23 protein-coding genes and 1 pseudogene are annotated in these 26,178 nt (G+C 52.5%); 12 read left to right on the top strand and 12 right to left on the bottom strand.

Annotated features, from left to right (window positions below):
- Positions 1-14: 14 nt before the first annotated feature.
- A complete protein-coding gene (locus AAG834_RS07890) occupies positions 15-263 on the bottom strand; it encodes a hypothetical protein (RefSeq protein ID WP_003757173.1) in 249 nt (82 codons plus the stop codon).
- Between the two features lie 459 nt (positions 264-722).
- On the opposite strand from AAG834_RS07890, the gene AAG834_RS07895 reads away from it, so the two are divergent.
- A complete protein-coding gene (locus tag AAG834_RS07895; RefSeq protein WP_342031801.1) occupies positions 723-2,129 on the top strand; it encodes a DEAD/DEAH box helicase in 1,407 nt (468 codons plus the stop codon).
- A 307-nt stretch (positions 2,130-2,436) separates the two neighbouring features.
- Here the strand turns inward: AAG834_RS07895 and recG are convergent, their stop codons facing one another.
- On the bottom strand, positions 2,437-4,479 hold the full coding sequence (gene recG, locus AAG834_RS07900) for an ATP-dependent DNA helicase RecG (RefSeq protein ID WP_342031802.1): 2,043 nt from the start codon (positions 4,477-4,479) through the stop codon (positions 2,437-2,439).
- Positions 4,480-4,608: 129 nt separating this feature from the next.
- Here recG and AAG834_RS07905 point away from each other — a divergent pair, with 129 nt between their 5' ends.
- The 4 genes from AAG834_RS07905 (at position 4,609) to AAG834_RS07920 (ending at position 9,812) form a co-directional block, all read left to right on the top strand.
- Entirely contained in the window at positions 4,609-5,313 is a 705-nt protein-coding gene (locus tag AAG834_RS07905; protein WP_342031803.1) for an SMI1/KNR4 family protein, read from the top strand.
- A gap of 49 nt (positions 5,314-5,362) precedes the next feature.
- A complete protein-coding gene (locus AAG834_RS07910; RefSeq protein ID WP_342031804.1) occupies positions 5,363-6,340 on the top strand; it encodes a virulence RhuM family protein in 978 nt (325 codons plus the stop codon).
- Positions 6,341-6,396: 56 nt separating this feature from the next.
- A complete protein-coding gene (locus AAG834_RS07915; protein WP_342031805.1) occupies positions 6,397-7,419 on the top strand; it encodes an FRG domain-containing protein in 1,023 nt (340 codons plus the stop codon).
- Between the two features lie 119 nt (positions 7,420-7,538).
- Positions 7,539-9,812 (top strand): Tex family protein, encoded by a 2,274-nt coding sequence (locus AAG834_RS07920; protein WP_342031806.1) that lies wholly within the window; start codon positions 7,539-7,541, stop codon positions 9,810-9,812.
- Positions 9,813-9,972: 160 nt separating this feature from the next.
- Here the strand turns inward: AAG834_RS07920 and AAG834_RS07925 are convergent, their stop codons facing one another.
- A complete protein-coding gene (locus AAG834_RS07925; protein WP_342031807.1) occupies positions 9,973-10,293 on the bottom strand; it encodes a hypothetical protein in 321 nt (106 codons plus the stop codon).
- A 159-nt stretch (positions 10,294-10,452) separates the two neighbouring features.
- On the opposite strand from AAG834_RS07925, the gene AAG834_RS07930 reads away from it, so the two are divergent.
- Positions 10,453-10,794: a hypothetical protein gene (locus AAG834_RS07930; protein WP_342031815.1), complete on the top strand. Its 342-nt coding sequence runs from the start codon at positions 10,453-10,455 to the stop codon at positions 10,792-10,794.
- Between the two features lie 76 nt (positions 10,795-10,870).
- Here AAG834_RS07930 and prmA read toward each other — a convergent pair whose 3' ends face one another.
- The 4 genes and pseudogenes from prmA to accB all read right to left on the bottom strand — a co-directional run bounded on the left by prmA (position 10,871) and on the right by accB (position 14,189).
- On the bottom strand, positions 10,871-11,758 hold the full coding sequence (gene prmA / locus AAG834_RS07935; protein ID WP_070514205.1) for a 50S ribosomal protein L11 methyltransferase: 888 nt from the start codon (positions 11,756-11,758) through the stop codon (positions 10,871-10,873).
- 311 nt (positions 11,759-12,069) lie between these two features.
- A complete protein-coding gene (gene accC / locus AAG834_RS07940) occupies positions 12,070-13,431 on the bottom strand; it encodes an acetyl-CoA carboxylase biotin carboxylase subunit (RefSeq protein WP_003757186.1) in 1,362 nt (453 codons plus the stop codon).
- Between the two features lie 35 nt (positions 13,432-13,466).
- A pseudogene (locus tag AAG834_RS07945) lies at positions 13,467-13,657 on the bottom strand (YqaE/Pmp3 family membrane protein).
- 70 nt (positions 13,658-13,727) lie between these two features.
- Entirely contained in the window at positions 13,728-14,189 is a 462-nt protein-coding gene (accB, locus tag AAG834_RS07950) for an acetyl-CoA carboxylase biotin carboxyl carrier protein (RefSeq protein WP_003766308.1), read from the bottom strand.
- 375 nt (positions 14,190-14,564) lie between these two features.
- On the opposite strand from accB, the gene queA reads away from it, so the two are divergent.
- A complete protein-coding gene (gene queA, locus AAG834_RS07955; RefSeq protein ID WP_342031808.1) occupies positions 14,565-15,596 on the top strand; it encodes a tRNA preQ1(34) S-adenosylmethionine ribosyltransferase-isomerase QueA in 1,032 nt (343 codons plus the stop codon).
- A gap of 130 nt (positions 15,597-15,726) precedes the next feature.
- Here queA and AAG834_RS07960 read toward each other — a convergent pair whose 3' ends face one another.
- A complete protein-coding gene (locus AAG834_RS07960) occupies positions 15,727-16,347 on the bottom strand; it encodes a nuclease-related domain-containing protein (protein WP_003780289.1) in 621 nt (206 codons plus the stop codon).
- Positions 16,348-17,144: 797 nt separating this feature from the next.
- On the opposite strand from AAG834_RS07960, the gene AAG834_RS07965 reads away from it, so the two are divergent.
- The gene (locus tag AAG834_RS07965; protein ID WP_003766347.1) at positions 17,145-17,426 is read left to right on the top strand and encodes an ArsR/SmtB family transcription factor; all 282 of its coding nucleotides are present in this window, start codon (positions 17,145-17,147) and stop codon (positions 17,424-17,426) included.
- 188 nt (positions 17,427-17,614) lie between these two features.
- Positions 17,615-18,385, top strand: coding sequence for an exodeoxyribonuclease III (xth, locus tag AAG834_RS07970; RefSeq protein ID WP_342031809.1), 771 nt, complete (start codon positions 17,615-17,617; stop codon positions 18,383-18,385).
- Between the two features lie 257 nt (positions 18,386-18,642).
- Here xth and aat read toward each other — a convergent pair whose 3' ends face one another.
- Both aat and fur read right to left on the bottom strand, forming a co-directional pair.
- Positions 18,643-19,368 (bottom strand): leucyl/phenylalanyl-tRNA--protein transferase, encoded by a 726-nt coding sequence (gene aat, locus AAG834_RS07975; RefSeq protein ID WP_342031810.1) that lies wholly within the window; start codon positions 19,366-19,368, stop codon positions 18,643-18,645.
- 123 nt (positions 19,369-19,491) lie between these two features.
- Positions 19,492-19,926, bottom strand: a complete 435-nt coding sequence (gene fur / locus AAG834_RS07980) for a ferric iron uptake transcriptional regulator (RefSeq protein ID WP_003742777.1) — start codon at positions 19,924-19,926, stop codon at positions 19,492-19,494.
- A 210-nt stretch (positions 19,927-20,136) separates the two neighbouring features.
- Between fur and AAG834_RS07985 the strand changes: the two genes are divergently transcribed.
- Positions 20,137-20,520, top strand: a complete 384-nt coding sequence (locus tag AAG834_RS07985) for an outer membrane protein assembly factor BamE (RefSeq protein ID WP_016686935.1) — start codon at positions 20,137-20,139, stop codon at positions 20,518-20,520.
- Positions 20,521-20,535: 15 nt separating this feature from the next.
- Positions 20,536-21,345 carry a 4-hydroxy-tetrahydrodipicolinate reductase gene (gene dapB, locus AAG834_RS07990; RefSeq protein ID WP_342031811.1) on the top strand — a complete coding sequence of 270 codons (810 nt, stop codon included), beginning with the start codon at positions 20,536-20,538 and terminating at the stop codon, positions 21,343-21,345.
- Positions 21,346-21,449: 104 nt separating this feature from the next.
- Here the strand turns inward: dapB and AAG834_RS07995 are convergent, their stop codons facing one another.
- Complete coding sequence (locus tag AAG834_RS07995) at positions 21,450-22,400, bottom strand: bile acid:sodium symporter family protein (RefSeq protein ID WP_342031812.1); 951 nt, start codon at positions 22,398-22,400, stop codon at positions 21,450-21,452.
- A 455-nt stretch (positions 22,401-22,855) separates the two neighbouring features.
- Here AAG834_RS07995 and AAG834_RS08005 point away from each other — a divergent pair, with 455 nt between their 5' ends.
- On the top strand, positions 22,856-24,112 hold the full coding sequence (locus tag AAG834_RS08005; RefSeq protein ID WP_342031816.1) for an AmpG family muropeptide MFS transporter: 1,257 nt from the start codon (positions 22,856-22,858) through the stop codon (positions 24,110-24,112).
- Positions 24,113-24,721: 609 nt separating this feature from the next.
- On the opposite strand, the gene AAG834_RS08010 is transcribed toward AAG834_RS08005, so the two are convergent.
- Positions 24,722-26,178 (bottom strand): YadA family autotransporter adhesin (locus tag AAG834_RS08010; RefSeq protein ID WP_342031813.1); only part of this gene is annotated, 1,457 nt, incomplete at its 5' end.

Here is a 26,178-nt window from a genome sequence, read left to right on the forward strand (position 1 = left end):
ATTCCTAGCTGTGCTTATTGTGCGGCAGGTGCAGAAGCAGCAGCTGCGGCTGCGCCTTCAGCGGCGCTGCGTTGGTAGCCTTTGTCTTTCATACATGCATCGAACACGGCGCGGTCTTGGTTTGCACCGGAAGCTTGTTGACATTGAGCGATTGCCTCTTCAACGCTTACGCTAGGGGTTTTAGCTTCTTCAGTAGTTTTGCTGCTAGAGCAGGCACCCAGCATCAGGCTTGCAGCGGCAACGGCGATCAATAAAGTTTTCATGTCGTATATTCCTATTGTGATTGATGGTTTACAGCGCAAATTTGCGTCTGTCCCAAAACAGAGTCCCATTAGTACGATTTAGTTTCATTTACATATGAAAGGTTTCGATAAGTTTGAACTATGACAGTAAATGCCGTCAGGAAATGATAAGCGGTTTCAAAAATTTAAGGGACATAAACGCCGCCGGCATGGCAATGTAAAAAATCCCCCTTCCACCCCGGCGACACCGCCCAATCCCAACGCCCCGACCGCCTGCCGTTGGGCGGCGCAAGGGTTTTATGGCATAATCCCGCTTACCTTTCCATGCCGCAGAGACCACATCCCCACTTCTGCGGTTTGCCGTAAACCGGCCGCACACTTTGCCGGCGGCATCCTACCGAACACACAATCAAAACATCCTCCCGTTTCAGACGACCCCTCGCGGCATTCCGCATCCCGTCTGGACAGAAAGATACCGTCATGAATCCATTCGCCTCACTCGGGCTTGGCAGCGAAATCGTTTCCGCGCTGACCGAACAAGGTTACGAAAACCCGACGCCCATCCAAGCCGCCGCCATCCCCAAAGCACTCGCCGGCCACGACTTGCTCGCCGCCGCCCAAACCGGCACAGGCAAAACCGCCGCCTTTATGCTGCCCAGCCTAGAACGCCTCAAACGCTACGCCACTTCCAGCACCTCGCCCGCGATGCACCCCGTGCGTATGCTGGTGTTAACCCCGACGCGCGAACTTGCCGACCAAATCGACCAAAACGTGCAGGGTTACATCAAAAACCTGCCGTTGCGGCATACCGTCCTCTTCGGCGGCGTCAACATGGACAAACAAACCGCCGACCTGCGCGCCGGCTGCGAAATCGTCGTCGCCACCGTCGGCAGGCTGCTTGACCACGTCAAACAGAAAAACATCAACCTCAACAAAGTCGAAATCGTCGTCCTCGACGAAGCCGACCGTATGCTGGATATGGGTTTCATCGACGACATCCGCAAAATCATGCAGATGCTGCCCAAGCCACGCCAAACCCTGCTCTTTTCCGCAACCTTTGCACCTGCCATCCGCAAACTCGCCAAAGACTTCATGAACGCGCCCGAAATCGTCGAAGTCGCCGCGCAAAACACCACCAGCGCCAATGTCGAGCAGCACATCATCGCCGTTGACGCACTCAAAAAACGCAATCTTTTAGAGCGGCTGATTGTCGATTTGCAGATGAACCAAGTCATCGTATTCTGCAAAACCAAACAAAGCGTCGACCAAGTGACCCGCGACCTCGTGCGCCGCAACCTCGCCGCCCAATCCATCCACGGCGACAAATCCCAGCAAAGCCGCCTCGAAACACTCAACGCCTTCAAAGAAGGCAGCCTGCGCGTCCTCGTCGCCACCGACGTCGCCGCACGCGGACTGGACATCGCCGAGCTGCCCTTCGTTATCAACTACGAACTGCCAACCCAGCCCGAAGACTACGTCCACCGTATCGGACGCACCGGCAGGGCAGGCGCGGACGGCGTCGCCATTTCCCTGATGGACAAAACCGAACAGAAAATGTTTGAAGCCATCAAAGAGCTGACCGGCAACGACTTGGCAGTCGAACGCATCGAAGGTTTCGAGCCGAACTGGTGGGGCGCGGACGCCGACGGCGATACCGCCGCAGACACCCAAGCTGCCCCAACACGCAGCCGCGGCAGCGACAGAAACCGTTCCGAACGGAACAACCGCAGCGAACGCAATGAACGTAACGAGCGCGGCGACAAACCCCAAAAAGCCGACAAAACCGATCCCGGCGCCGCCTGCAGCACCATCGCCGGACGCAGCCGCCGCAGCCGCAGGGAACGCCAACCCTGCGCCCTGCTGCAACCCAATTACGGCACGAAATAAATCTGTTCTCTATAAAGTCTAAAAGGTCGTCTGAAAAAGTTTTCAGACGACCTTTTTGTGTTGAACCATCTCCCTTTCCTTCAAACGCACAACAAGGGGCGCGATCATACGTCCCTTGTTCATTATAGTGGATTAACAAAAATCAGGACAAGGCGACGAAGCCGCAGACAGTACAGATAGTACGGAACCGATTCACTTGGTGCTTCAGCACCTTAGAGAATCGTTCTCTTTGAGCTAAGGCGAGGCAACGCCGTACTGGTTTATAGTTAATCCACTATATCCGCAGGCAAAGCCTTTTCAGACGACCTCACACGCCCAAATATCCTTCCCGGCTGGCAAGCCACCTTGCCAGATGCGCTTCGACGATTTCAGGGTTTTGTTCAATCAGAATCGGGGCGATTTCGCGCGCTTGCTCCAAGAGGTGCAGATCTTCTTCGAGATTGGCGAAGCGCAGCATGGGGACGCCGCTTTGGCGCGCGCCGAGAAATTCGCCGGGGCCGCGGATGTTGAGGTCTTGGCGGGCGATTTCGAAGCCGTCGGTGTGTTCGTAGATGACTTTCAGCCGCGCTTTGGCAAGTTCGCTTAAAGGTTCGGCAAACAGGAGGACGCACACGCTTTCTGCCGCGCCGCGACCTACCCGCCCGCGTAATTGGTGCAGCTGCGCCAAGCCCATGCGCTCGGCGTGTTCGATCACCATCAGGGCGGCGTTGGGCACATCTACGCCGACTTCGATGACGGTGGTGGCGACCAAGACGTTCAGACGGCCTGCGGCAAACTCTGCCATGACTTCGGCTTTTTCGGCGGCTTTCATGCGCCCGTGTACCAAGCCGATGTTGAGTTCGGGCAATGCCGCCTGAAGCTGCTCGAGGGTTTCGGTGGCGGTTTGCAGTTGCAGGGTTTCGCTTTCTTCAATCAGCGGGCAGACCCAGTATGCCTGCTGCCCTTTGCGGCAGATGTTGAGGACGAAGCCTTCGACTTCGGCGCGGCGGACGTTGTTGACGAGGCGGGTTTTAATCGGGGTGCGCCCGGGCGGCAATTCGTCGATGACGGACACGTCCAAGTCGGCAAAGAAACTCATGGCGAGCGTGCGCGGGATGGGCGTGGCGGACATCATCAATTGATGGACGTCGCGCCCTTTGTTTTTGAGGGCGAGGCGTTGGGCGACGCCGAAGCGGTGTTGTTCGTCCACAATCACCAAGCCCAAATTTTGGAACTCGACGTCGTCTGAAAACAGGGCGTGCGTGCCGACGGCGATTTTGACGGTGCCGTCGGCGAGTTTGGCTTTGGCTTCGTCTTTGGCTTTTTTGCGCTGGCTGCCGGAGAGCCAGACGACTTCGAGTCCTAACGGCTCGAGCCATTGTTTGAACTTGATGAAATGCTGTTCGGCAAGGATTTCAGTCGGCGCCATCACGGCCGCCTGCGCGCCGGATTCGATGGCGGTCAGCGCGGACAAGGCGGCGACGATGGTTTTGCCGCTGCCGACATCGCCTTGCAGCAGACGGTGCATGGGGTGGGTTTGCGCCATGTCGCGGCGGATTTCGGACACGACCCTTTCTTGTGCATCGGTCAGGGCAAACGGTAAGGCGTGGCGCAGGGCTTGGGTCAGCGTACCGTCGCCGCCCAATGCCGCCGCCGTGCCGCTGACGCGCTTCTGCCGCGCCAAACGCATGGAAAGCTGTTGCGCCAAAAGTTCGTCGAATTTGAGCCGCTGCCATGCGGGCAGCGCGCCGTCGGAAAGCTGATGGATGGTGAAACTCGGCGGCGGCGAATGCAAAAGGCGCAGGCTTTCGGCGAGGTGCGGCAGTTTCAGACGACCCAATAAGGCATCGGGCAGCGTGTCGTGCAGCGGCGTAACGTCCAAGGCCGTCTGAATGATGCGGCGCAAAGTGGGTTGGTTCAAACCGTTTACAGTCGGATAAATCGGCGTGAGGCTTTCCGCCAAACCGCTGCTCTCCGCATCGCGAATTTTAGGATGAATCATCTCGTCGCCGTGAAACCCGTGTTTGATTTCGCCCACGGCGCGGATGCGTTTGCCGGCCGCCATCTGTTTCTGATGGCTGGCGTAAAAGTGGATGAAGCGCAGAAAAAGGACGCTGCCGGAATCGTCGGCGATTTGGACAATCAGCTGCTTGCGCGGTTTGAACGTGACTTCCTGATGGATGACTTCGCCCTCGACCTGACACGGCACGCCGATCGGCGCATCCTTAATCGGCATGATGTGCGTCTCGTCCTCGTAACGCAGCGGCAGATGCAAAACCAAATCCCATGCGGTATGGAGGTTGAGTTTGTCGAGCTTCTTGGCGGAGACGTCGGTAATTTTGAGCTGTTTCTGGGTTTCGGGCGTCATCATGGCTTTGTCCTTTAATGGCGCGTATTTTAGCTGAAAATGTGAGAAGGGGTCGTCTGAAAGGACGTTCGGCACCAAGTTAATCCTTTATAATAGCGTGTTTTTCAGACGACCCCTGCCCCTGATTACTCCATGAATTATCTGCAAAATATCGCCACCCTCTATCACCTTGACCACCTCCCCTGCGGCTTGCCCGAAGCCGAAATCACCGCTGCCGAACAACGCCTAGGCATCCGCTTCCCCGCCATGTTGCGCGAATATCTGCGTACATTGGGCGGCAAAGAGGCGGTCAATCAATCGTTTAACCGATTGTTGCCATTGGAAAAGATAGATTTTGACGGCAATTATCTGGTGCTGATGGAAGAAAACCAAGGCGTGTTTCTGTGCGGCATTGCCAGAGCCGATTTGGCGCAAGACAACCCGCCCGTCCATATCGGCTTTTACACCGATAAAACCGACAGCTACGAATGGCAGCCGCACCTGCCCGAAACCAGCGCCCTACTGCTGGAACTGGCTTACACCAACGCCGCTATGGGCGGCCTGCACTACTGCGCCAACATAATGGACGAAGAATCGACAGATGCCCAAGCCGTACAGTTTATCCAACAAAACTGCACCGAAATCATAGAACTCCGACAAGAAAACCAACGCTTTTACACTGACGGTTTTCACGAAATCATCCTGCTTTGTTTTAACGAAAACGGCAACGCAAACGGCGTATTTATCGGCACCGCCGACCAAGACCGCTTCGACACGCTGCTCGAACTGTTCGGCTGGGACAATTGGCTCTACACCTCCTATGACGATGAAGATGATGAAGAATGTGATGAGGAATAAGCCACCGATATTTTTCAGACGACCTCAGCCTACAAAGTAAGGAAAATCCATGTCCGAAATCCTGATTTACCAAACCGAAGACGGCCGCACCCAAGTAAACCTGCTGGCGCAGGAACACACCGTTTGGCTCAACCAAAGCCAACTGGCCGAACTTTTTGACACCTCCGTGCAAAATATCGGTCTGCACATAAAAAACATATTGGAAGACAATGAATTAGATGGAAATTCAGTTATAAAGGATTTCTTTATAACTGCCGCAGACGGCAAGCAATACCAAGTCAAACACTATGCTTTGGAAATGATTCTGGCCATCGGCTTCCGCGTGCGCAGCAAACGCGGCGTGCAGTTTCGCCGTTGGGCGAACGAGGTTTTGACGGGCTATTTGGAGAAAGGCTTCGTGCTGGACAACAAACGCCTGAAAAATCCCAACGGACGCGTGGATTACTTTGACGAACTGCTGGAAAAAATCCGCGACATCCGCGCCAGCGAAATGCGGTTTTATCAAAAAGTGCGCGAACTGTTCAAACTCTCTGCCGATTACGACCCCACCGACAAAGCCACGCAGATGTTTTTCGCCCAAGCGCAAAACAAGCTGATTTACGCCGTAACGCAGCAAACCGCCGCCGAACTCGTCTGCCGCCGCGCCGACGGCAACGCCCCCAATATGGGGCTGACATCATGGAGCGGCGAACGCGTGCGCAAAGCCGATATCGTCATTGCAAAAAACTACCTGAATACCGACGAAATCGACACGCTCAACCGCCTGACCGTCATCTTTCTGGAAAGTGCGGAACTGCGCGCCAAAAACCGGCAAGGTCTGACGCTTGCGTTTTGGCAAAGCCGCATAGACAGCATCATCGCCGACAACGGCTTCGCCGTATTGGAAGGCAAAGGCACGCGCAGCCACAAGCAAATGGAAGCGTTTGCCGGTGAACAATATGGGCTGTTCAGGAAAAACCGTTTGGCACACATGGCGCAGCAGGCGGAAGCGGAAGATATTGCCGAATTGGAAGCGTTGAAACGGTAGTTTCAGGTAGCCTGAGAAATCCAATCCTAAAAATTTTTGCTAGTAGAAAGCACCAAATGACCAATCAACCCAATGAAATCCAAAGTATTAGCGACTTAACTCAAATTCTTAAAGAATTGGGCGAGCCAATACATGGCAAAACACGCTTCTTTCGCGGGCAAGCAAAAGAATGGGAATTATTGCCCAACATTTATCGTAAAGATAAACCTTATTATATTGAAAACGAAGATAAAATCATTAAAGACGCACTGACCAACTGTCCTGATGATTTTCCACCAAATGATACGTTATTTGAGAAACTCGTTAAGTTGCAGCACTATGGCTATGCTACACGGCTTCTAGATTTAACAACTAACGCATTAGTTGCACTTTATTTTGCCTGCTTCAATGAAAACTATCACAATGAAAATGGTGAATTGATTATTTTAGATATTCCTGATACGGAAGTGAAATATTGGGATAGTGATACTGTATCGATTTTAGCTGCGTTAGCTTTGCAACCATCAATATTTTCATTAGGACTTATTAGTAAATTGGCTCAAATGGAAGCAATAAGAAATGCCCCATTAGAAGCGGAAAAAAGAAAAAATGAACTTTTAGCTAAACGCGATTTTTTATTAGAAAACACTTCTGAAATGAAATATGAAGAAGGATTGAAATTAATAAAATTTGTATTTGGAGAAAATACTAGTATTTATAATAATAATTCATTTTTTAACAACCAAAAAGAAATTATTTCGTTGCTGCATACCATTCGTACCGATAAACCCAGCTTTCGCCCAGCTATTAATCCAACAGATTTAACCCGTGTCCTATGCGTTCGTGCCAAACTCAACAATGCCCGGATTTCCCGACAACAAGGCTGTTTCCTGCTTTTCGGTATTGACGACACAAAACTCAATCCAGCCAAATTTCCCGATAACTGGCAGCGAAAAGCTCAAAACAACCAAAAATTCATTATCAAAAACAAAACTCAAATCATGCAGGAACTCAAAGCATTCGGTATTAGCAGGCAAACCCTGTTCCCCGAACTGGAAAGCCAAGCTCAAGAAATTATGTCGCAATACAAGCCAAAATAACCTTTCAGGTTACTTGAAAATTTAATTTCGTTCTAACCTATGCCCCAAAAGCAGCCTGCACTTTTCAACTTCGTTAAAACTAACGCTTTCAGGCAGCCTGCACCCATAAAAGGACCCCCATGAACATCACCCAAATCCTCTCCCAAGAACTCTCCGCCACCGCCGCGCAAATCACCGCCGCTGTCGAGCTTTTGGACGACGGCGCGACTGTGCCATTTATCGCCCGTTACCGCAAGGAAGCCACAGGGGGGCTGGACGATACGCAGCTGCGCCAGCTTGCCGAGCGGCTGCAATACCTGCGCGAGTTGGAAGAGCGCAAAGCCGTTGTTTTAAAAAGCATTGAAGAGCAAGGCAAGCTTTCAGACGACCTCAGGGCGCAAATCGAAGACGCCGACAACAAAACCGCGCTGGAAGACCTGTATCTGCCCTACAAGCCCAAACGCCGCACCAAAGCGCAAATCGCGCGCGAACACGGTTTGCAGCCGCTGGCGGACGTGTTGCTTGCCGAGCAGCCGCAGGACGTGGAAGCCGCCGCGCAAGGCTACCTGAACGAAAACGTTCCCGACACCAAAGCCGCGCTGGACGGCGCGCGCGCGATTCTGATGGAGCAGTTTGCCGAAGACGCGGAACTCATCGGCACGCTGCGCGACAAGCTGTGGAACGAAGCCGAAATCCATGCGCAAGTCGTTGAAGGCAAAGAAACCGAAGGCGAAAAATTCAGCGATTATTTCGACCACCGCGAACCCGTCCGCGCCATACCCAGCCACCGCGCGCTGGCGGTTTTGCGCGGCCGCAACGAAGGCGTGTTGAACATCGCGCTCAAATACCAGCCCGACGACACGCCGATTACGCAGCAAAGCGAATACGAGCAACTCATCGCCCGCCGTTTCAAGGTTTCAGACGGCCACAAATGGCTGCGCGACACCGTGCGCCTGACTTGGCGCGCGAAAATCTTTTTGTCGCTGGAACTCGAAGCCTTAGGCCGTCTGAAAGAAGCCGCCGACACCGACGCGATTACCGTGTTTGCCCGCAATCTCAAAGACTTGCTGCTCGCCGCGCCCGCCGGACGGCTGACCACTTTGGGTCTCGACCCCGGCTACCGCAACGGCGTGAAATGCGCCGTGGTGGACGACACGGGCAAGCTGCTGGATACGGTCATCGTCTATTTGCATCAAGAAAACAATATGTTGGCAACACTGTCGCGCCTGATTAAACAACACGGCGTGAAACTCATCGCCATCGGCAACGGCACCGCCAGCCGCGAAACCGACAAAATCGCGGGCGAACTGGTACGCGGAATGCCGGAAATGGGGCTGCACAAAATCGTCGTTTCCGAAGCCGGCGCATCGATTTATTCCGCGTCTGAACTGGCGGCACGCGAGTTCCCAGACTTGGACGTTTCCCTGCGCGGCGCGGTGTCCATCGCCCGCAGGCTGCAAGACCCGCTCGCCGAACTGGTCAAAATCGACCCCAAATCCATCGGCGTGGGGCAGTATCAGCACGACGTGAACCAAAGCCAGCTCGCCAAATCGCTGGACGCAGTGGTCGAAGACTGCGTGAACGCCGTCGGCGTGGACGTGAACACCGCTTCCGCCCCGCTCTTGGCGCGGATTTCCGGTTTGAATCAAACCCTTGCCCAAAACATCGTCGCCTACCGCGATGAAAACGGCGCGTTCGACAGCCGCAAAAAATTGCTGAAAGTGCCGCGCTTGGGCGAAAAAACCTTCGAGCAAGCGGCCGGCTTTTTGCGGATTAACGGCGGCAAAGAGCCGCTGGACGCGAGCGCCGTCCACCCCGAAGCCTATTCCGTCGTCGCCAAAATGCTGGCGCAACAAGGCATTACCGCCGCCGAACTCATCGGCAACCGTGAGCGCGTGAAGCAAATCAAAGCGTCCGACTTCACCGACGAACGTTTCGGCCTGCCGACCATTCTGGACATCCTGTCCGAACTGGAAAAACCCGGCCGCGACCCGCGCGGCGAGTTTCAGACGGCCTCATTCGCCGAAGGCATCCACGAAATCAGCGACTTGCAAGTCGGCATGATACTCGAAGGCGTAGTTTCCAACGTCGCCAACTTTGGCGCGTTCGTGGACATCGGCGTCCATCAAGACGGCTTGGTGCACATCTCCGCCCTGTCTAATAAATTCGTCCAAGACCCGCGCGAAGTGGTGAAAGCCGGCGACGTGGTGAAAGTGAAAGTGCTGGAAGTCGATGCCGCCAGAAAACGCATCGCGCTGACCATGCGGCTGGATGACGAGGCGGGCGGCTCAGCCAAAGGCAACAGGTCGTCTGAAACCCGACATCAGGAACGCCGCGACCGCAAACCCCAGCACAACGACCGCGCCCCAACCAATTCGGCGATGGCAGATGCGTTTGCGAAGTTGAAGCGGTAAGGCGGGTACCAAAAAAGAGCTGCAAAATGATTTGCGGCTCTTTTTTAAATCGAATTCACCTATTCATTTGATGAACATGCCCAAAGTTCAAACCCTTCTGCCAAAGAGAAACGCCAATTCAGACGACCTGAAAATGCAAAAACCGCCCCAAACAGGCGGTTCATATCGTTATTTTTAAACCATCAATAAATATTGAGCGGTAGGCTGTGATCACCCAGAATGATAGGATCGGCAGCCACAACGCATCATTGACGATGACTGATGTCGTCTTAACGGAGCCGGTGACGGCATTGAGGTGTCCCCATATATAGACCAGCCCTATCGGAGAGGGTTGGATTCTGGTCGGTTTGCCCATCAATGCAATCACTTCTCTTTCACTCATGCCCTGCCTGATTTGCCGGGCGTTGGTCCAGCTGAAATTATTACCGAAACAGCCTGCCAATGTAACGGAAACAAGGGCAGCCAAAAACAACTTCTTCATTTATTATTCCTTTTATCATACAACAGTATCGATTATGACATTATGCTTTAATGACAATGCAATTGCAACCAGTCGTCATAACCGATGGCTTGCCGATATAAACAGGCGTATAGTTTGAGATATTGCAAACTCATCATCACCATCCAAGGAGTCCAAACCATGAAACCTGTTTTGTTTGCCGCGCTGATTTCCTGTTTTTCTGTTGCTGCCTATTCGGCTTGTACCGACAGCCAGCAGCAGTGTGTGATTTATAAAAACGGTAATGTCGCGGCTGAAGGCGGCTGTACGGTCAACAAGTGTCAGAATGCCGATGCGCAGGTGTTGAAATGGAAGCTGAAAAACGGTAAAGGCGTAGCCGTCGAAATCGGGAAAAACGGCAAGGTTTTGGTGAACAAAAAGCCGGGAGCGAAGGCAAGCAACAGCAACGCGGCGGGCATGGGCTTGACGTGTTATGCCGCCGATGCGGACAAGCGTGAACAGTTCTGCTCGACCAATTATTAATGCAGGATTGGCATGAAAAAGGTCGTCTGAAACCTGAATCGGTTTTCAGACGACCTTTTGTTTGAGCGTATCGCTATCAGCGTTTGACGCCGCTGAGCCTTGCCCAGCCTTCGTCGATTTCGGCGGGTTCGATGTCGAACCATTGGCGGTAAATGCCGCTGAGTTCTTCGACTTGTTCGTCCAGCAGACCGGACAACACGATGCGTCCGCCTTGTTTGGTGCGGGCGGCGAGCATTTCGCCGAGCATGCGCAGGGGGTTGGCGAGGATGTTGGCAACGACGATGTCGAATTGTCCTTGCGGTAAACCGTCGGGCAGGTAGAACTGTGCATCGACGTTGTTTTGTGCGGCGTTGTCTTTGCTGGCGCGGATCGCCTGTTCGTCAATATCGACGCCGACGGCAGAACCTGCGCCGAGCTTGAGGGCGGCGATGGTCAGGATGCCGGAGCCGCAGCCGTAGTCGAGGACGTTTTCGCCACCTTTGAGCTGTGTGTCCAGCCACTTGAGGCAGAGGCGTGTGGTCGGGTGGCTGCCGGTGCCGAAGGCAAGGCCGGGGTCGAGCTGGAGGTTGACGGCGTTGCCGTTGGGCGCTTCGTGCCAAGAGGGGGTAATCCACAGGCGTTCGGAGATTTGGATGGGGTCGAACTGGGCTTGGGTCAGGCGCACCCAGTCTTGGTCGGCGAGGATTTCGCTGGTGTATGCCAAGTCTTTCAGTCCGCATTCTTGGCTGGCGGTTTGAATCATGGCTGCGGCATCGTCGTTTTCGCCGAACAAGGCGATGACTTTGCTTTGCTGCCAGATTTGTTCGGTCGGCATGCCAGGTTCGCCGAAGATGGCTTGTTCGTTTTCGGTGCCTGCGTAGGCATCTTCGATGGCGGCGGAGAGTGCGCCGTGTTCCATCAGGGCGTCGGCGAGGCGTTCGGCGACGGCGTCGTTGACGTTGATGGTGATTTGTTGATAAGACATGGTGGGCTTTCTCGGTGGGGTCGTCTGAAATTAGGAAATGGTGGGCAAATAAGTGATTTTGGTTGTTTGCGGTATGTTTTGACTATAGGCGTAACAGTGTGCTGCTTGCTTTGGATTGAATCGTTTTTCTACCTGAACACGGATTTTTTCTTGCGCTGAAATGGCGGCACATAGGTTGACTCAATCATATTCTAGGTTTGCCAGCAATCGCGGCTGTACCCCCGAAGTCAGGTTGCAATCTGTCTGAAAAAAGGTCGTCTGAAAGCCATGCGGTTTTTCAGACGACCTTCAACTATCCAAGCGGGACGGTTTTATTTGTCCTGTTTGGCTTTGCGTTCTTCCAGCCAGTGTTCCAGATAGTGGATGCTGACGCCGCCTTTTTCAAAACCGGGGTCGCTGAACAAATCGCGGTGCAGCGGTGTATTGGTTTTGATGCCGGTTACGGCAAGTTCGGCGAGGGCGACGCGCATTTTTGCCATTGCCTGCTCGCGGGTTTTACCGATGACGCAGACTTTGCCGATCAGGCTGTCGTAGTACGGCGGGATGCGGTAGCCTTGGTAAATGTGGCTGTCCACGCGGATGCCGAAGCCGCCGGGCAGGTGGCAGCTTTCAATCAGGCCGGGGCTGGGGATGAAGTTGTACGGGTCTTCGGCATTGATGCGGCACTCGAAAGCATGGCCTTCGATGTGGATGTCTTTTTGCTTGTATTGCAAAGGCAGGCCGCCGGCAATGCGGATTTGTTCCTGTACGATGTCCACGCCGGTAATCAGCTCGGTAACGGGGTGTTCGACTTGGACGCGGGTGTTCATTTCGATAAAGAAAAACTCGCCGTTTTCATACAGGAATTCAAACGTACCTGCGCCACGATAGCCGATGCGTTTGCAGGCGTCGGTACAGGCTTTGCCGATTTTTTCGCGGGCTTTTTCGTCGATGAAGGGAGCGGGTGCTTCTTCGATGACTTTTTGGTGGCGGCGCTGCATGGAGCAATCGCGCTCGGCAAGGTAGATGGCGTTGCCGTGTTCGTCGGCAAGCACTTGAATTTCGACGTGGCGAGGGCGTTGCAGGTAGCGCTCCATATAGACCATCGGATTGCCGAACGCCGCACCTGCTTCGGCTTTGGTCATTTCGACGGATTTGATGAGGTCTTCTTTTTTCTCGACCACGCGCATACCGCGTCCGCCGCCGCCGCCCGATGCTTTGATAATCACGGGATAACCGACTTTATCGGCGGTTTTGAGGATTTCGGCGGGATCGTCGGACAGGGCGCCGTCCGAACCGGGAACGCAAGGCACGCCCGCTTCAATCATCGCGTGTTTGGCGGAAACTTTGTCGCCCATCAGGCGGATGGTTTCGGCTTTGGGGCCGATGAAGATGAAACCGGATTGTTCGACCTGTTCGGCAAAATTGGCGTTTTCGGCAAGAAAGCCGTAGCCCGGGTGGATGGCATCCGCGCCAGTAACTTCTGCTGCGGCAATGATGGCGGGAATATTGAGATAGCTTTGTGCGGAAGCGGCAGGGCCGATGCACACGGATTCGTCGGCAAGTTTGACGTGCAGACTGTCTTTGTCGGCTTCGGAATGCACGGCGACGGTGGCGATGCCCATTTCGCGGCAGGCACGCAGGACGCGCAGCGCGATTTCGCCTCGGTTGGCGATTAATACTTTTTTCAGCATGATGACCTTTCCTGTGGTTTCAGACGACCTGTTTGTTACCTTTTGCCCAACGCATTGCGGATTTTTTCATCGGTCTTGTATTGGCTCAACGCGTACACCGCCCACATGGCGGCAGGAATCCAGCCGATTAAGGTGAATTGGAGAATCAGACAGATGATGCCCGCAATCGGACGGCCGATGGTGAAGAATACGGCGAAGGACAGGAAGTGGCTAACAGCAGGCGCATGGTGGAAATCCTGAGTTGGAAAGCATTTCAGACGACCTCTCCGCAATCCGGAAGGTCGTCTGAAAACGGATTATTCGATGATGAAGAGCGGCTCGCCAAACTCCACAGGCGTACCGTTTTCCACCAGAATTTCTTTAACCGTACCGGATTTCTCGGCTTCGATTTCGTTCATCAACTTCATCGCTTCGATGATACACAGCGTATCGCCGGCTTTGACTTGCTGACCGACTTCGACGAAGGAGGCGGCATTCGGGCCGGGCGCGCGGTAGAACGTACCGACCATAGGCGATTTTTGCGCGTTGGACAGGTCGCGGGCGGCTGGGGCTGCGGGAGCGGGGGCTGCTGCTGCGGCAGGCGCGGCGGCGGGTGCAGGGGCAGGCACCGCAACTTGGGCGGGTGCTGCATAAACGGGAGCCGGAGCGGCGGTGGCGCGGGTGATGCGGACTTTTTCCTCGCCTTCGGTCACTTCGATTTCGGCGATACCTGATTCTTCTACTAAATCAATCAGTTTTTTTAATTTGCGCAAATCCATTTTCGTTCCTTTACGATACGGCCCAAATGTCGTGAAGCGGCCGTGTTTGTTGCGTGATATTTCAGAAAACAACCGGCCTGCGGCAACGGCGCAAGCCGGACGGTATTGGGTTGCATAAAGGGCATTCGCAGGAGCAGAAACCCCGTAAATGAATTTGACTATTTTCCCGAACTTGCCGACAAATGTCTAGCAAAATCTCGAAAAAAGGCGGTTTTTGAACAAAACGGGCAGATTCGGAAAATTCGTCCGAATGCGTATTTTTTCAACGAGTGTTTATTCTAATTTGTTGGTTTATGAAGGGAAAAGGTCGTCTGAAAAAAGCCAAAGTGCGTATAATGACCGCCTGACAAAATTTGTAAGCATCAAAATAAGATTATGGACATTTCCGATTTCGATTTTACCCTGCCCGACCGATTAATTGCCCAGCATCCGCCCGAAGTGCGCGGCAGCAGCCGTCTTTTGGTCGCGCTGCCCGATATGCCGCTGCAAGACCGCGTGTTCGGCGATTTGCCTGATTATATTGAGGCGGGCGACGTTTTAGTGTTCAACAACACCAAAGTCATGAAAGCGCGGCTGTTCGGACAAAAAGAGAGCGGCGGCAAAATCGAAGCCTTGATAGAGCGCATTTTGGACAACCACACCGCGCTGGCGCACATCCGCTCGTCCAAATCGCCCAAGCCCGGCACGAAGCTGATTTTTGAAGGCGATATTTGTGCCGTCATGGTTGAGCGTGCGGACGAACTGTTTTGCCTGCGCTTTGAAGGCGAACAAACCGTTTACGAGCTGCTGGAGCAAAACGGCCATTTGCCGCTGCCGCCCTATATCGAACGCGCTGCCGGCGCAGATGACGACACGCGCTATCAAACCGTCTATGCCAAACATCAGGGCGCGGTCGCGGCGCCGACGGCAGGTTTGCATTTTACAGACGAGCTTTTAGGTCGTCTGAAAGCCAAAGGCGTGGAAACGGCGGAAGTCACCCTGCACGTCGGCGCGGGAACGTTCCAACCCGTGCGCGTGGACAAAATCGAAGAACACAAAATGCACAGCGAATGGTTTGACGTACCGCCCGAAACCGTCGCCGCCATTGAAGCCGCCCATGCGCGCAGAAACAAAGTTTGGGCAGTCGGCACCACTTCCATGCGCGCCCTCGAATCCGCCGCGCGCGAGACAGGCCGTCTGAAAGCCGGACAGGGCGACACCGATATTTTCATTACGCCGGGCTACCGCTTCCGCGTCATCGACCGCCTGATTACCAATTTCCACCTGCCCAAATCCACGCTTCTGATGCTCGTCAGCGCGTTTTCGGGCATGGAACACATCCGCTCGGTATACCGCCATGCGGTCGAACATGAATACCGTTTTTTCAGCTACGGGGACGCGATGGTTTTGGGGCGTTCGGAACCTTAAAAACATCTGAAGAAAAACGTCGTCTGAAAACGATTCAGACGACGTTTTTTTTGGGAAGGTTTATAAAGTGGGCAATCTGCAATACATAAAAACCGATTATGCCCAATCTGTCCAAACCGCCCCACCCTGTTCATACATGCGATTCAAACCTCTGCCGGTTGAAAACCAAATCAAATTCATAGCCTTCCAGCACTTCCCTGATTTGCTTGACTTCTTCGGGCATCAGCACGACTTCTGTATATTGTGAAATATATTCCGCAAAATCAGAGTCTTCCGTAACGTTGTCCGGCATCATGGTTTGAAATTGGCAATTACCCGGAAAAACCACCACCGAAGAAAACGCCCGCGTCGGCAGGTGGAGCTTCTCGGACAAAATCCGAATGTATTGCTGGTTTTTCAACAAAGGGTTCGGGAACAGCGTCTTGCTTTTGTGAAACTTCTGCGTCCACATCCCATTGCCGTCGTCGCCCCAAATCCTGCCCTGATAATTCGGCGTGGCAACCACGAAAATCCCGAAACAGGACACATAAACATAATCAATCTGTTCATGCTGCCCGTCCCGATAAATATCCAAGCCGCGAAACTCATGATAGACAGATTCGTCCAAGCTGCAATCCGCACGGACATTGACGGCGAAACGGCTGATAAATTGTTTGACAGGCGTATTTTTAGACAGGCAGGTTGCCAGCACAAATGCCGCTGCACAGCCCGTCAGCACAAGACCGCCCGAAGACAGAAAGTCGGTATCCATAAATGATATTTTCCCGCAAATACTGCCGCTCCTGCATGAACAGCACTCCCCATACCCCATACAGACGGCAAAAATGTTATTTTTTATAATGTATTAGCTTATTTATAATGCTAATGTAATTTTTTATGATTATAACGCAATTTATATTATTTACAATAAAAAATACCATTTGTATAAAATTTACACCGCTTATCATTTTTTGAATCAGTCATTCTTCAGACTGACATTGCCTGACCGTTTCCATCCCTTCACTTTCCAAATCCAAAAAATCTCCTGATTATTCAATCTCAAGCATTCATCATAAATTAATCCGAAACCGACGCGCAAATCTCCAAAAACCCAATCCCGCTACAAAAATAATCTGTGACATCAATCCGCCACACCTCTTTAAGTGTCGGCAAAATATCACACTCCCCGACAGCCCTTCCCTGCCTCTGTTTTCAGACGACCCCAATAATATTTCCAACCTCCCAACACAGTTCCCAAATACGACACCGCCGATAACACTTTGTATAGAAATAGTTTCTTTAGTTTTTATAAACACAAAAATAAAATAAGAACCTTTATCCACATTCCAAAAACATATTTACCCGATTCGGTTACTGTCTCAAAAGACGGCGAAACAACAATTATTTACGATAAATTTTAACGGACATACTCCTTTTTCACGCTGCTTGCTTTATACTTACCCGATATAAACGGTTGAATTTACGGATAAACGCAAAAAGAATCAAACTCATTTTGCCCTACCGTTTCAGCCCCTAAAAACCAATCTTACTGATAAAGAAAGCCTCACTATGGAAACCAAACGTCTCTCTTCCCTTCTCAAACTCATCGCCAACCCCGACCGCATGACCATTTTGTTCATGCTGATGGACAGCGAACGCAGCATCGCCGAATTATCCGAAGCGCTCGGACAGCCTGCGACCGCCGTTTCCAACCATCTCGCGCGCCTGCGTTCCGAAGGTCTGATCGATTTCACCCGCTACCACCGCATCATCGAATACCGGCTGGTATCCGAAGAAGCCGCCGTCATCCTCGATACGTTGCGCAATTTGGAAAACCGTAAAGCCGCCTAAAGGCTGTTGAGCCTTGTTTTCTCAAACGGATTTTTGTTTCAAAACCGGCAGCCGCCGAAATCCCCTGATGATACAATAGCGTCCCGTTTACCCAACAAAGCGGTTTTCATGAACCGCTTTTGTTTTGTCCTTATTCTGCCCGATAAGCCCGAAATGCTTTTCAGACGACCCTCACACACGGAATCCGCATGAAAATCACCACTTGGAACGTCAATTCCCTCAACGTGCGCCTGCCGCAGGTGCAAAACTGGCTTGCTGACCATCAGCCCGATGTCCTTGTTTTGCAAGAACTCAAGCTAGACCAAGACAAATTTCCCGCCGCCGCCCTGCAAATGATGGGCTGGCACAGCGTTTGGAGCGGACAAAAAACCTACAACGGCGTCGCCATCATCAGCCGCAGCGAACCGCAAGACGTGCACGTCGGTCTACCCACTCTGCCCGACGACCCGCAACGCCGCGTCATCGCTGCAACCGTCAACGGCGTGCGCGTCATCAATGTCTATTGCGTCAACGGCGAAGCCCTCGACAGCCCAAAATTCCAATATAAAGAACAATGGTTTGCCGCTTTGACCGAATTTGTCCGCGACGAAATGACGCGCCACGAAAAACTGGTCTTGCTCGGCGACTTCAATATCGCGCCTGCCGATGCCGACTGCTACGACCCCGAAAAATGGCATGAAAAAATCCACTGCTCATCCATCGAGAGACAGTGGTTCAAAAATCTGCTGGATTTAGGCTTGACCGACAGCCTACGCCAAATCCACCCCGAAGGCGCGTTTTACACTTGGTTTGACTATCGCGGCGCAATGTTTCAACGCAAACTCGGACTGCGCATCGACCATCAGCTCATCAGCCCCGCCCTGTCTGCCGTGTTGAAAGACGTTTATGTCGATTTGGACGCGCGCGCGCAAGAACGTCCCAGCGACCATGCGCCGGTCGTGGCTGAATTTGCTTTGTAAGGCGTAATCTTTAAAAAAGGTCGTCTGAAAACTTCATTTTTGAGTTTTCAGACGACCTTTTGCTATTCGCTTCTGGCTCGAAGCCGATTCTATAGTGGATTAAATTTAAATCAGGACAAGGCGACGAAGCCGCAGACAGTACAGATAGTACGGAACCGATTCACTTGGTGCTTCAGCACCTTAGAGAATCGTTCTCTTTGAGCTAAGGCGAGGCAACGCCGTACCGGTTTAAAGTTAATCCACTATATATCTTGCCGCTATTCCAACGTTCCACCTACTATCCGTGCACCCAGTTCTTCCTTCAAAGGCAAAGCGTTCAAGCGTTGCAAGGTCGTCTGAAATTCGGCGAACGGTATCGGTTCCGAACCGAAACGATGCATATGCAGGGTATCTTGCTGACAGTCAATCAACTCGATGCCCAACTTAGCAAGAAACGGGACGGCGCGCGCGAAGGCGACTTTGGAGGCATCCGACTCAAGGGCGAACATGGATTCTCCGTAAAACACCCGTCCGATTTGTACGCCGTAAAAGCCGCCCGCCAGTTTCAGACGACCTGTTTCATTGGGATAGAAACATTCAAACGAATGCGCGTGCCCCAAGCGGTGCAGCTCGGTATAAGCGGCTTGGAATTCGGGAACAATCCATGTGCCGTCCTGACCGGGGCGCGGAAAGGCGGCGCAATGCGCAATGACGGTTTCGAAACATTGGTTGACCGTTACCCGATAGGGTTTGTTGCGCAAGGTTTTCGCCAACGAACGCCCGATATGCAGATTTTCAGGCACGATGACGGCGCGCGGATCTATGGTATGCCAAAAAAACCAGCCGTCTTCGCTGAACCACGGGAAAATCCCCTGCCGATACGCCGACAGCAGCCGTCCCGTATCCAAATCGCGGCTGATACCGACCACGCCGTCGCATTCTTCCAGCGCGTAAAACGGATCGGGAAAAGTATAATCATTAGGGTAAAGCAAGGGGATACTCATCGGAAATCCTAAAATATTTTCTAGTTCTCAGTAGTACGCTATTCATGTTCCGCAAAAAATTTCAGACGACCCCAAATTCTCATCCGAGGTCGCCTGAACATCAAACATCTTTTAAAACGGGAATCAGCGTTTGCTCTTCGCTTGGCATTCGCCGCACACGCCGTACATATAAAGCGCATGGTCAACGATGCGGTAGCCGTTTTCTTCCGCGATTTTGTCTTGCAAGGCTTCAATTTCGGGATTGTGGAATTCCGTTACCTCGCCGCATTTCACACAGACGATATGGTCGTGGTGGTCGCCTTTGTCCAATTCGTAAACCGCCTTGCCGGTTTCAAAATGGTGGCGCTGCAAAATGCCTGCCTGCTCGAACTGGGTCAATACGCGGTAAATCGTCGCTACGCCGATTTCCACACCCTCTTCCAGCAAAATACGGTACACATCTTCAGCACTCAAATGCTCTTCAGCATGAGACTCAAACAAATCCAAGATTTTCAAACGCGGACCGGTAACCTTCAAACCGCTGTCTTTCAATTGCGCAATATTGCTGAATTTTTCCATAATATTCAATATCCCTGTAAAGTAATAGACGTTATAATACGCAATTTCAGCCCATTACACCATAGCGGTTTGCAATAAAACCACAAGTCCTATTTGCATACAAACGATAGTTGGCTGAAATTATAATCAAAGAGATGATTATCGTTTGCTTTTTCGAAATATTCAAGCAATGATACCCTTCCACCCGAATTCGAACAGAAAGGCATATCTGTGAACAAAACCCTCTGTCTTGCCCTCGCCGCCCTCATCGGACTTTCCGCATGCAGCGCCGAACGCGTTTCCCTGTTCCCCTCTTACAAACTCAAAGTCATCCAAGGCAACGAACTTGATCCCCGCGCCGTCGTCTCCCTCCAAGCAGGCATGAGCCGCGACCAAGTCCAACTCCTGCTCGGCACCCCGCTGCTGCGCGACGCATTCCATGCCGACCGCTGGGACTACACCTTCAATACCAGCCGCAACGGCATCATCAAAGACCGCAGCAACCTCACCGTTTATTTTGAAAACGACGTCCTTGTCCGCGCGGAAGGCGATGCCATCCAAAAATCCATCGAAACCCTGCAAGCCGAACAAAGAGCAGCCCAAACCGCACAATAATCACAAGGAAAACGCATGAGCGCATTAAAAATCGCCATCGCCGGCGTCAACGGCCGCATGGGGCGCGTACTGGTTGAAGCCGTCAACAACCATCCCGACACCGTCCTCTCCGGCGCACTCGAACACTCCGACTCTGAAGTCTTAGGCTTGGACGCAGGTTTCGCCTCCGGCATCAAAACCGGCATCACCATTTCAGACGACGTTGATGCCGTCCTCGCCCAAAGCGACGTACTCATCGACTTCACCCGCCCCGAGCCGACCCTGAAACACCTGCAAAAATGTGTTGAAAAAGGCGTCAACATCATCATCGGCACCACCGGTTTCGACGACGCAGGCAAAGCCGCCATCCAAGCCGCAGGCGAAAAAACAGGCGTTGTCTTCGCTGCCAACTTCAGCATCGGCGTCAACCTTACCTTCCACATTCTTGACACCGTCGCCCGCGTCCTCAATGAAGGCTACGACATCGAAATCATCGAAGGCCACCACCGCCACAAAGTCGACGCCCCCAGCGGTACCGCCCTGCGCATGGGCGAAGTCATCGCCGACGCACTCGGCCGCGACCTCAAACAATGCGCCGTTTACGGCCGCGAAGGCCACACCGGCCCGCGCGATCCGTCCACCATCGGCTTTGCAACCGTCCGTGCAGGCGACATCGTCGGCGACCACACCGCCCTCTTCGCCACCGACGGCGAACGCGTCGAAATCACCCACAAAGCCAGCAGTCGCATGACCTTCGCCGCCGGCGCCGTCCGCGCCGCAATTTGGGTCAACGGCAAAACGGGTTTATACGATATGCAGGACGTCTTGGGATTGAAAAACAGCTAAAGCTAAAGCCGTTTTCATCCGCATGATACAAAAAGGTCGTCTGAAAAATGTTTTTCAGACGACCTTTTGATTATTGTGTAAGGTTTGCAACCGAATACCGCAGATTATTGCTTGCGCTTATCCCACCAAGCGAACAAATTGCCCAAGACGGTTCCCGATACGGAGTGCCAGACGCAGGCGACGGCGGTGGCAACGGCGGATTCGGCGTTACCCGGGAAGAATTTGGCACTCAGACCGGTGGCGAGACCGGCGTTTTGTACGCCGACTTCAATGGCGAGGGTACGTTTTTTGGCTGTGTTCATACCAACCAGTGCGCCGCTGTAATAGCCGAGGATATAGCCGCCGATATTGTGGGCGGCAATGGCAAGGACCATAACGAGGGCCGATTCGGCGAAGCGGTGGCCATGAACGGCGGCAACACCGCCAACGATACAGGCAAATGCAACCACGGCGACGGCGGGCATGATGGCGCGAACATCTTCAAACCAGTGTTTTTTGTGCAGCAAAATATTGGCGGCAGAGCCAATAACAACGGGCAACAGGGTAACGAGCAACATAAACTTGAACATGCCCCAGCCGTCCATTTCGACGGTTTGTCCGACAAGGTAAGTCATCCACAGCGGGGTCATAACGGGCGCAAGGACGGTGGAGACGGTGGTCATGCCGACTGAGAAGGCAACATCGCCTTTGGCAAGGAAACTCATGATGTTGGACGAAACACCGCCAGGGCAAGTACCGACCAAAACCAGACCCAGCGTCAATCCGGGCGAGAGGTTGAAGGCTTTGGCAATACCGATGGCGAGCAGCGGCATGATGGTGTATTGGGCGACTGCACCGATGAAAATATCGAGCGGACGTTTAGCCAAAATTTGATAGTCTTCTTTGCCCAAAGTCATGCCCATACCGAGCATGATGATGCCGAGTACGACGACTTGAGTGTCGCCTTTCACCCATGAAAAGGTAGCGGGTTCGATAAAGGCGACGATAGAGGCAAGGACGATAATCAGGGCGGTGAATCGGGTCATTTGTCGGCTGACGGCAGTCAGAAAGTTCATAGTTTGCTCCTTTGTAGGTTGTTATGTATGACGGCGATTGCCATAATTTAACGGATATTAACTTTTCTATGCAACTCTGGCAACGATAGTGGAAACAATCGGCAATTGAATAAATATAGTGGATTAAATTTAAATCAGGACAAGGCGACGAAGCCGCAGACAGTACAGATAGTACGGCAAGGCGAGGCAACGCCGTACTGGTTTAAAGTTAATCCACTATAAATGAATAGTCGGCACTATATTGCCGCTTGTCTCTTACTGACGGAATCTAAATTTTCAGACGACCCCATCCAGATACCAAGCAGCTCTTTGACACACATTGCGGCACTTCATGCCCTCTCATTTGTTTTTAAACCCTTACAGTAGGCAATACCGCCCTGCTTCTCAGGATTTGTTACAATGTGCCTTTCTTTTTGTACTGCTCATTCATTATGACTGATTCCCAACCAAGCACGATGCAGCGGATTTTTTCGCGCAATATGCTGATTTGTATTTTTACGGGCTTCACATCGGGGCTGCCGCTTTATTTCCTATATAGCCTGATTCCTGCGTGGCTGCGCCTCAACGAGGTTAATTTGAAAACCATCGGGCTGTTTGCTCTGATTGGTTTTCCCTACACTTGGAAATTTATCTGGTCTCCGCTTCTGGACTCTGTACGCCTGCCGTTTTTAGGTTTGCGACGCGGTTGGATGTTGGTGATGCAGATCGCGCTTTTGCTGCTTTTGGCTGCCTATGCGTTTGTCCGCCCACAAGAACATTTGTCGATTATTTTGGGGCTGTCTTTGGTAGTAGCATTTTTTTCTGCCAGTCAGGATATTGTGATTGATGCTTTCCGTCGCGAAGTGTTGTCCGATGAAGAGTTGGTTTTAGGTAACTCGCTGTATGTGAATGCCTATCGTATTTCCTCGCTGATTCCAGCTTCATTAAGTCTGATTTTAGCCGATAGGATGCCTTGGTCATCTGTATTCGTCATTACCGCTCTATTCATGATTCCGGGTTTATTGGCTACTTTATTTGTCGCGCGAGAACCGGCACAACAACCCATCGGTGCAAAAGGCTTGAAAGATACCGTTATCGAGCCTTTCCGTGATTTCTTTACCCGTCAAAGCGTTAAACAGGCGTTGATTATTTTGGCTTTTATCGTGCTGTATAAACTGGGTGACAGTATGGCAACTGCGCTGGCAAACCCGTTTTATATCGATATGGGCTTCTCACCAACTGACATGGGCCTGATTGCGAAAAACGCGGGACTGTGGCCGGCGGTAATTTTCGGGATTATCGGCGGTATTTGGGTAACTAAGTTGGGGGTGAACCGTGCATTGTGGCTGTTCGGCTTGGTGCAATGGGTCACGATTTTAGGTTTTGCATGGCTAGCAAGTTTCGGGCATTTCGAGCATGTGGGCGCATCAGAACGAACCATGCTGGCAGTCGTCATTGCTGCCGAGGCAGTGGGCGTGGGCTTGGGTACCGTGGCATTTGTGTCGTACATGGCGCAACAAACCAATACTGCATTTACAGCCACACAGTTTGCGCTACTGTCCAGCCTATCCGCCGTACCGCGTACGTTTATGAATGCGTCAGCAGGTTTTCTGATTGAAAAGATGGGCTATGTCAATTTCTTCTGGCTGTGTTTTATGTTGGGGATTCCGGGTATGTTGCTGCTGTTTAAAGTTGCGCCTTGGAACGGAGATAAAAAAGAACAATCTGCTTAAACACGACACCAAAATGAAAGGTTGTCTGAAACCAATGTATTCGGTTTCAGACGACCTTTTTTACAACGATGCAAATCAAGAATAGAGAAAACAGTCAAGCAAATATAGTGGATTAACTATAAACCAGTACGGCGTTGCCTCGCCTTAGCTCAAAGAGAACGATTCTCTAAGGTGCTGAAGCACCAAGTGAATCGGTTCCGTACTATCTGTACTGTCTGCGGCTTCGTCGCCTTGTCCTGATTTAAAGTTAATCCACTATATAAGACGGCAAACAGCAGATATGCTGGACTGTCGTGGATTCAAATACAAACAAGCCAAGCCATGAGCTGCCATTTCTGGCACAGATATTTCCACTTCGGTTTACCCTTGCCCAACTTTCTCCATAACGCTACCGCCCTTCTGCAAATAGTTTTTAGTTTTGCTTGATGCCCGCCGTCTTATATCCACAATATACGAATCCGCTCTATTCGCAATTGCTTTCTTCACACTCCCTTCGTTCATATAAAAAGAATTAAAAATATGCGCCCCTGATGGAGCGCAATATATAAGGTCGTCTGAAACCCTGTTTTGGATTTCAGACGACCTTTGCTTCAGCTAAGAGCCGTTAGCTTACCACTGGTACAACGCACCTGCTCCGACACCGACGTGGCCGTCTGTGTTGGCAGAGAAGTTGCCTTTAACAACCCAGTTACCGCCGTCGCTCATCGCAGACACGCCGATTGCCATGGCGGATTGACCACCGTAGTAGCCGCTACCCACGCCGATACCGGTCGCACCCGGACGGGTTACTTGCGGAATCGAGCCTTGTGCAATCGCACCCGCTACACCTGCGTAGGCTTTTTTGCCGACGCGTTCGATGTTGTTTTGCAGGGCGTTACCCACGCCGGCAAGCTGGTTCAGGTTGACCGCATCGGTACCTTCTTTCGCTGGAGCAACGTTGGTGATGCGTTGTCCGCCGTTGTTCAGACCAATCGGGCTGAGGCTGACGGTATTCGCCGGATTGTTAGCGGTCGGAGCAGCAATGCTGACACCTTGCGCGTTAACGGTTACGCCGCCTGCGGTCACGCTGGTTACGTCGAGTTTATCGGTAGTAGCAACGTTGTACACGGTCTGACCGCTGTTGCCGGTCATTTGGTTAACGACGACGTTCTTACCTGCGGTAACTTCGGTTTTCGCCGCCGTCGCTTGTGTCGCTACGTTGGCAATCGCCTGATTGGTGTAATACAACTGGCTGCCGTTGATCGCATCGGTCGAATCCGCCGATACCACACCTGCCGCCACACCTTGTACCTGACGGGTCTCGTCCGTACCGTTGCCGACGGTCACGACGCCTGCGACTTTGTTCGCTGCGGCAGCCGAACCTGCTTTGCCTGCCACGGCTTTGTCGTTCAAGCCGCCGTAGGTGTAGGCTTCGCCTTTGGCCGCATCAGCCGTGCGGATGCCTTGGGTTTGGGCGCGGTCGCCGAGGTAGACGGAGTCTTTAACCGTGGCTTTGATGTTGCTGCCCAGTGCGTAGGCGTTGTCGGCGGATACGTTGTTGTTGTTACCGATGGAGTAAGAACTGTTGCCGCTTACTACAGTCGGGTCACCGATGGCGCCGGAGTTTTTGCCGCTGACGATGTTGCCGGTACCGATGGCGATGGTGTTCTCGGCGTTGGCTTTGGCGCCTTTACCGATGGCGATGGCGTTGGTGCCTTTGGAAGCGGCCTGGTAGCCGACCGCCGTGGCGTATGCGCCGCTCGCGCTGGAGTCTTCGCCGTTGCGTGCCTGTACGTCGGGGTTCACTTCGCCGTCGTTGGTATGGAAGAACTTGATACCTTGTTCGTTCATACGGCCTACGGCTTCGATGACGTTGTTGGTCACGTACATGCCTTGGTCTTCGACGTTGTAGGTCACGAGGCTGTAACCGTTGGACTGGGCAATCTTGGTCTCGTTCGTGACGTTGGTCACGTTCGGATTGGTGCTGTTGTCCACCAGGGTAATGTTTTTGATATTACCCAAGCCTGCTTTGCCGTCTGCTTCGACTGACGGCGGTGCGGTGTTGACGTTGCCGCCGTTGCTGCCGA

This window comes from Neisseria sp. Marseille-Q2251 (assembly GCF_940793045.1).
GTDB lineage: Bacteria > Pseudomonadota > Gammaproteobacteria > Burkholderiales > Neisseriaceae > Neisseria.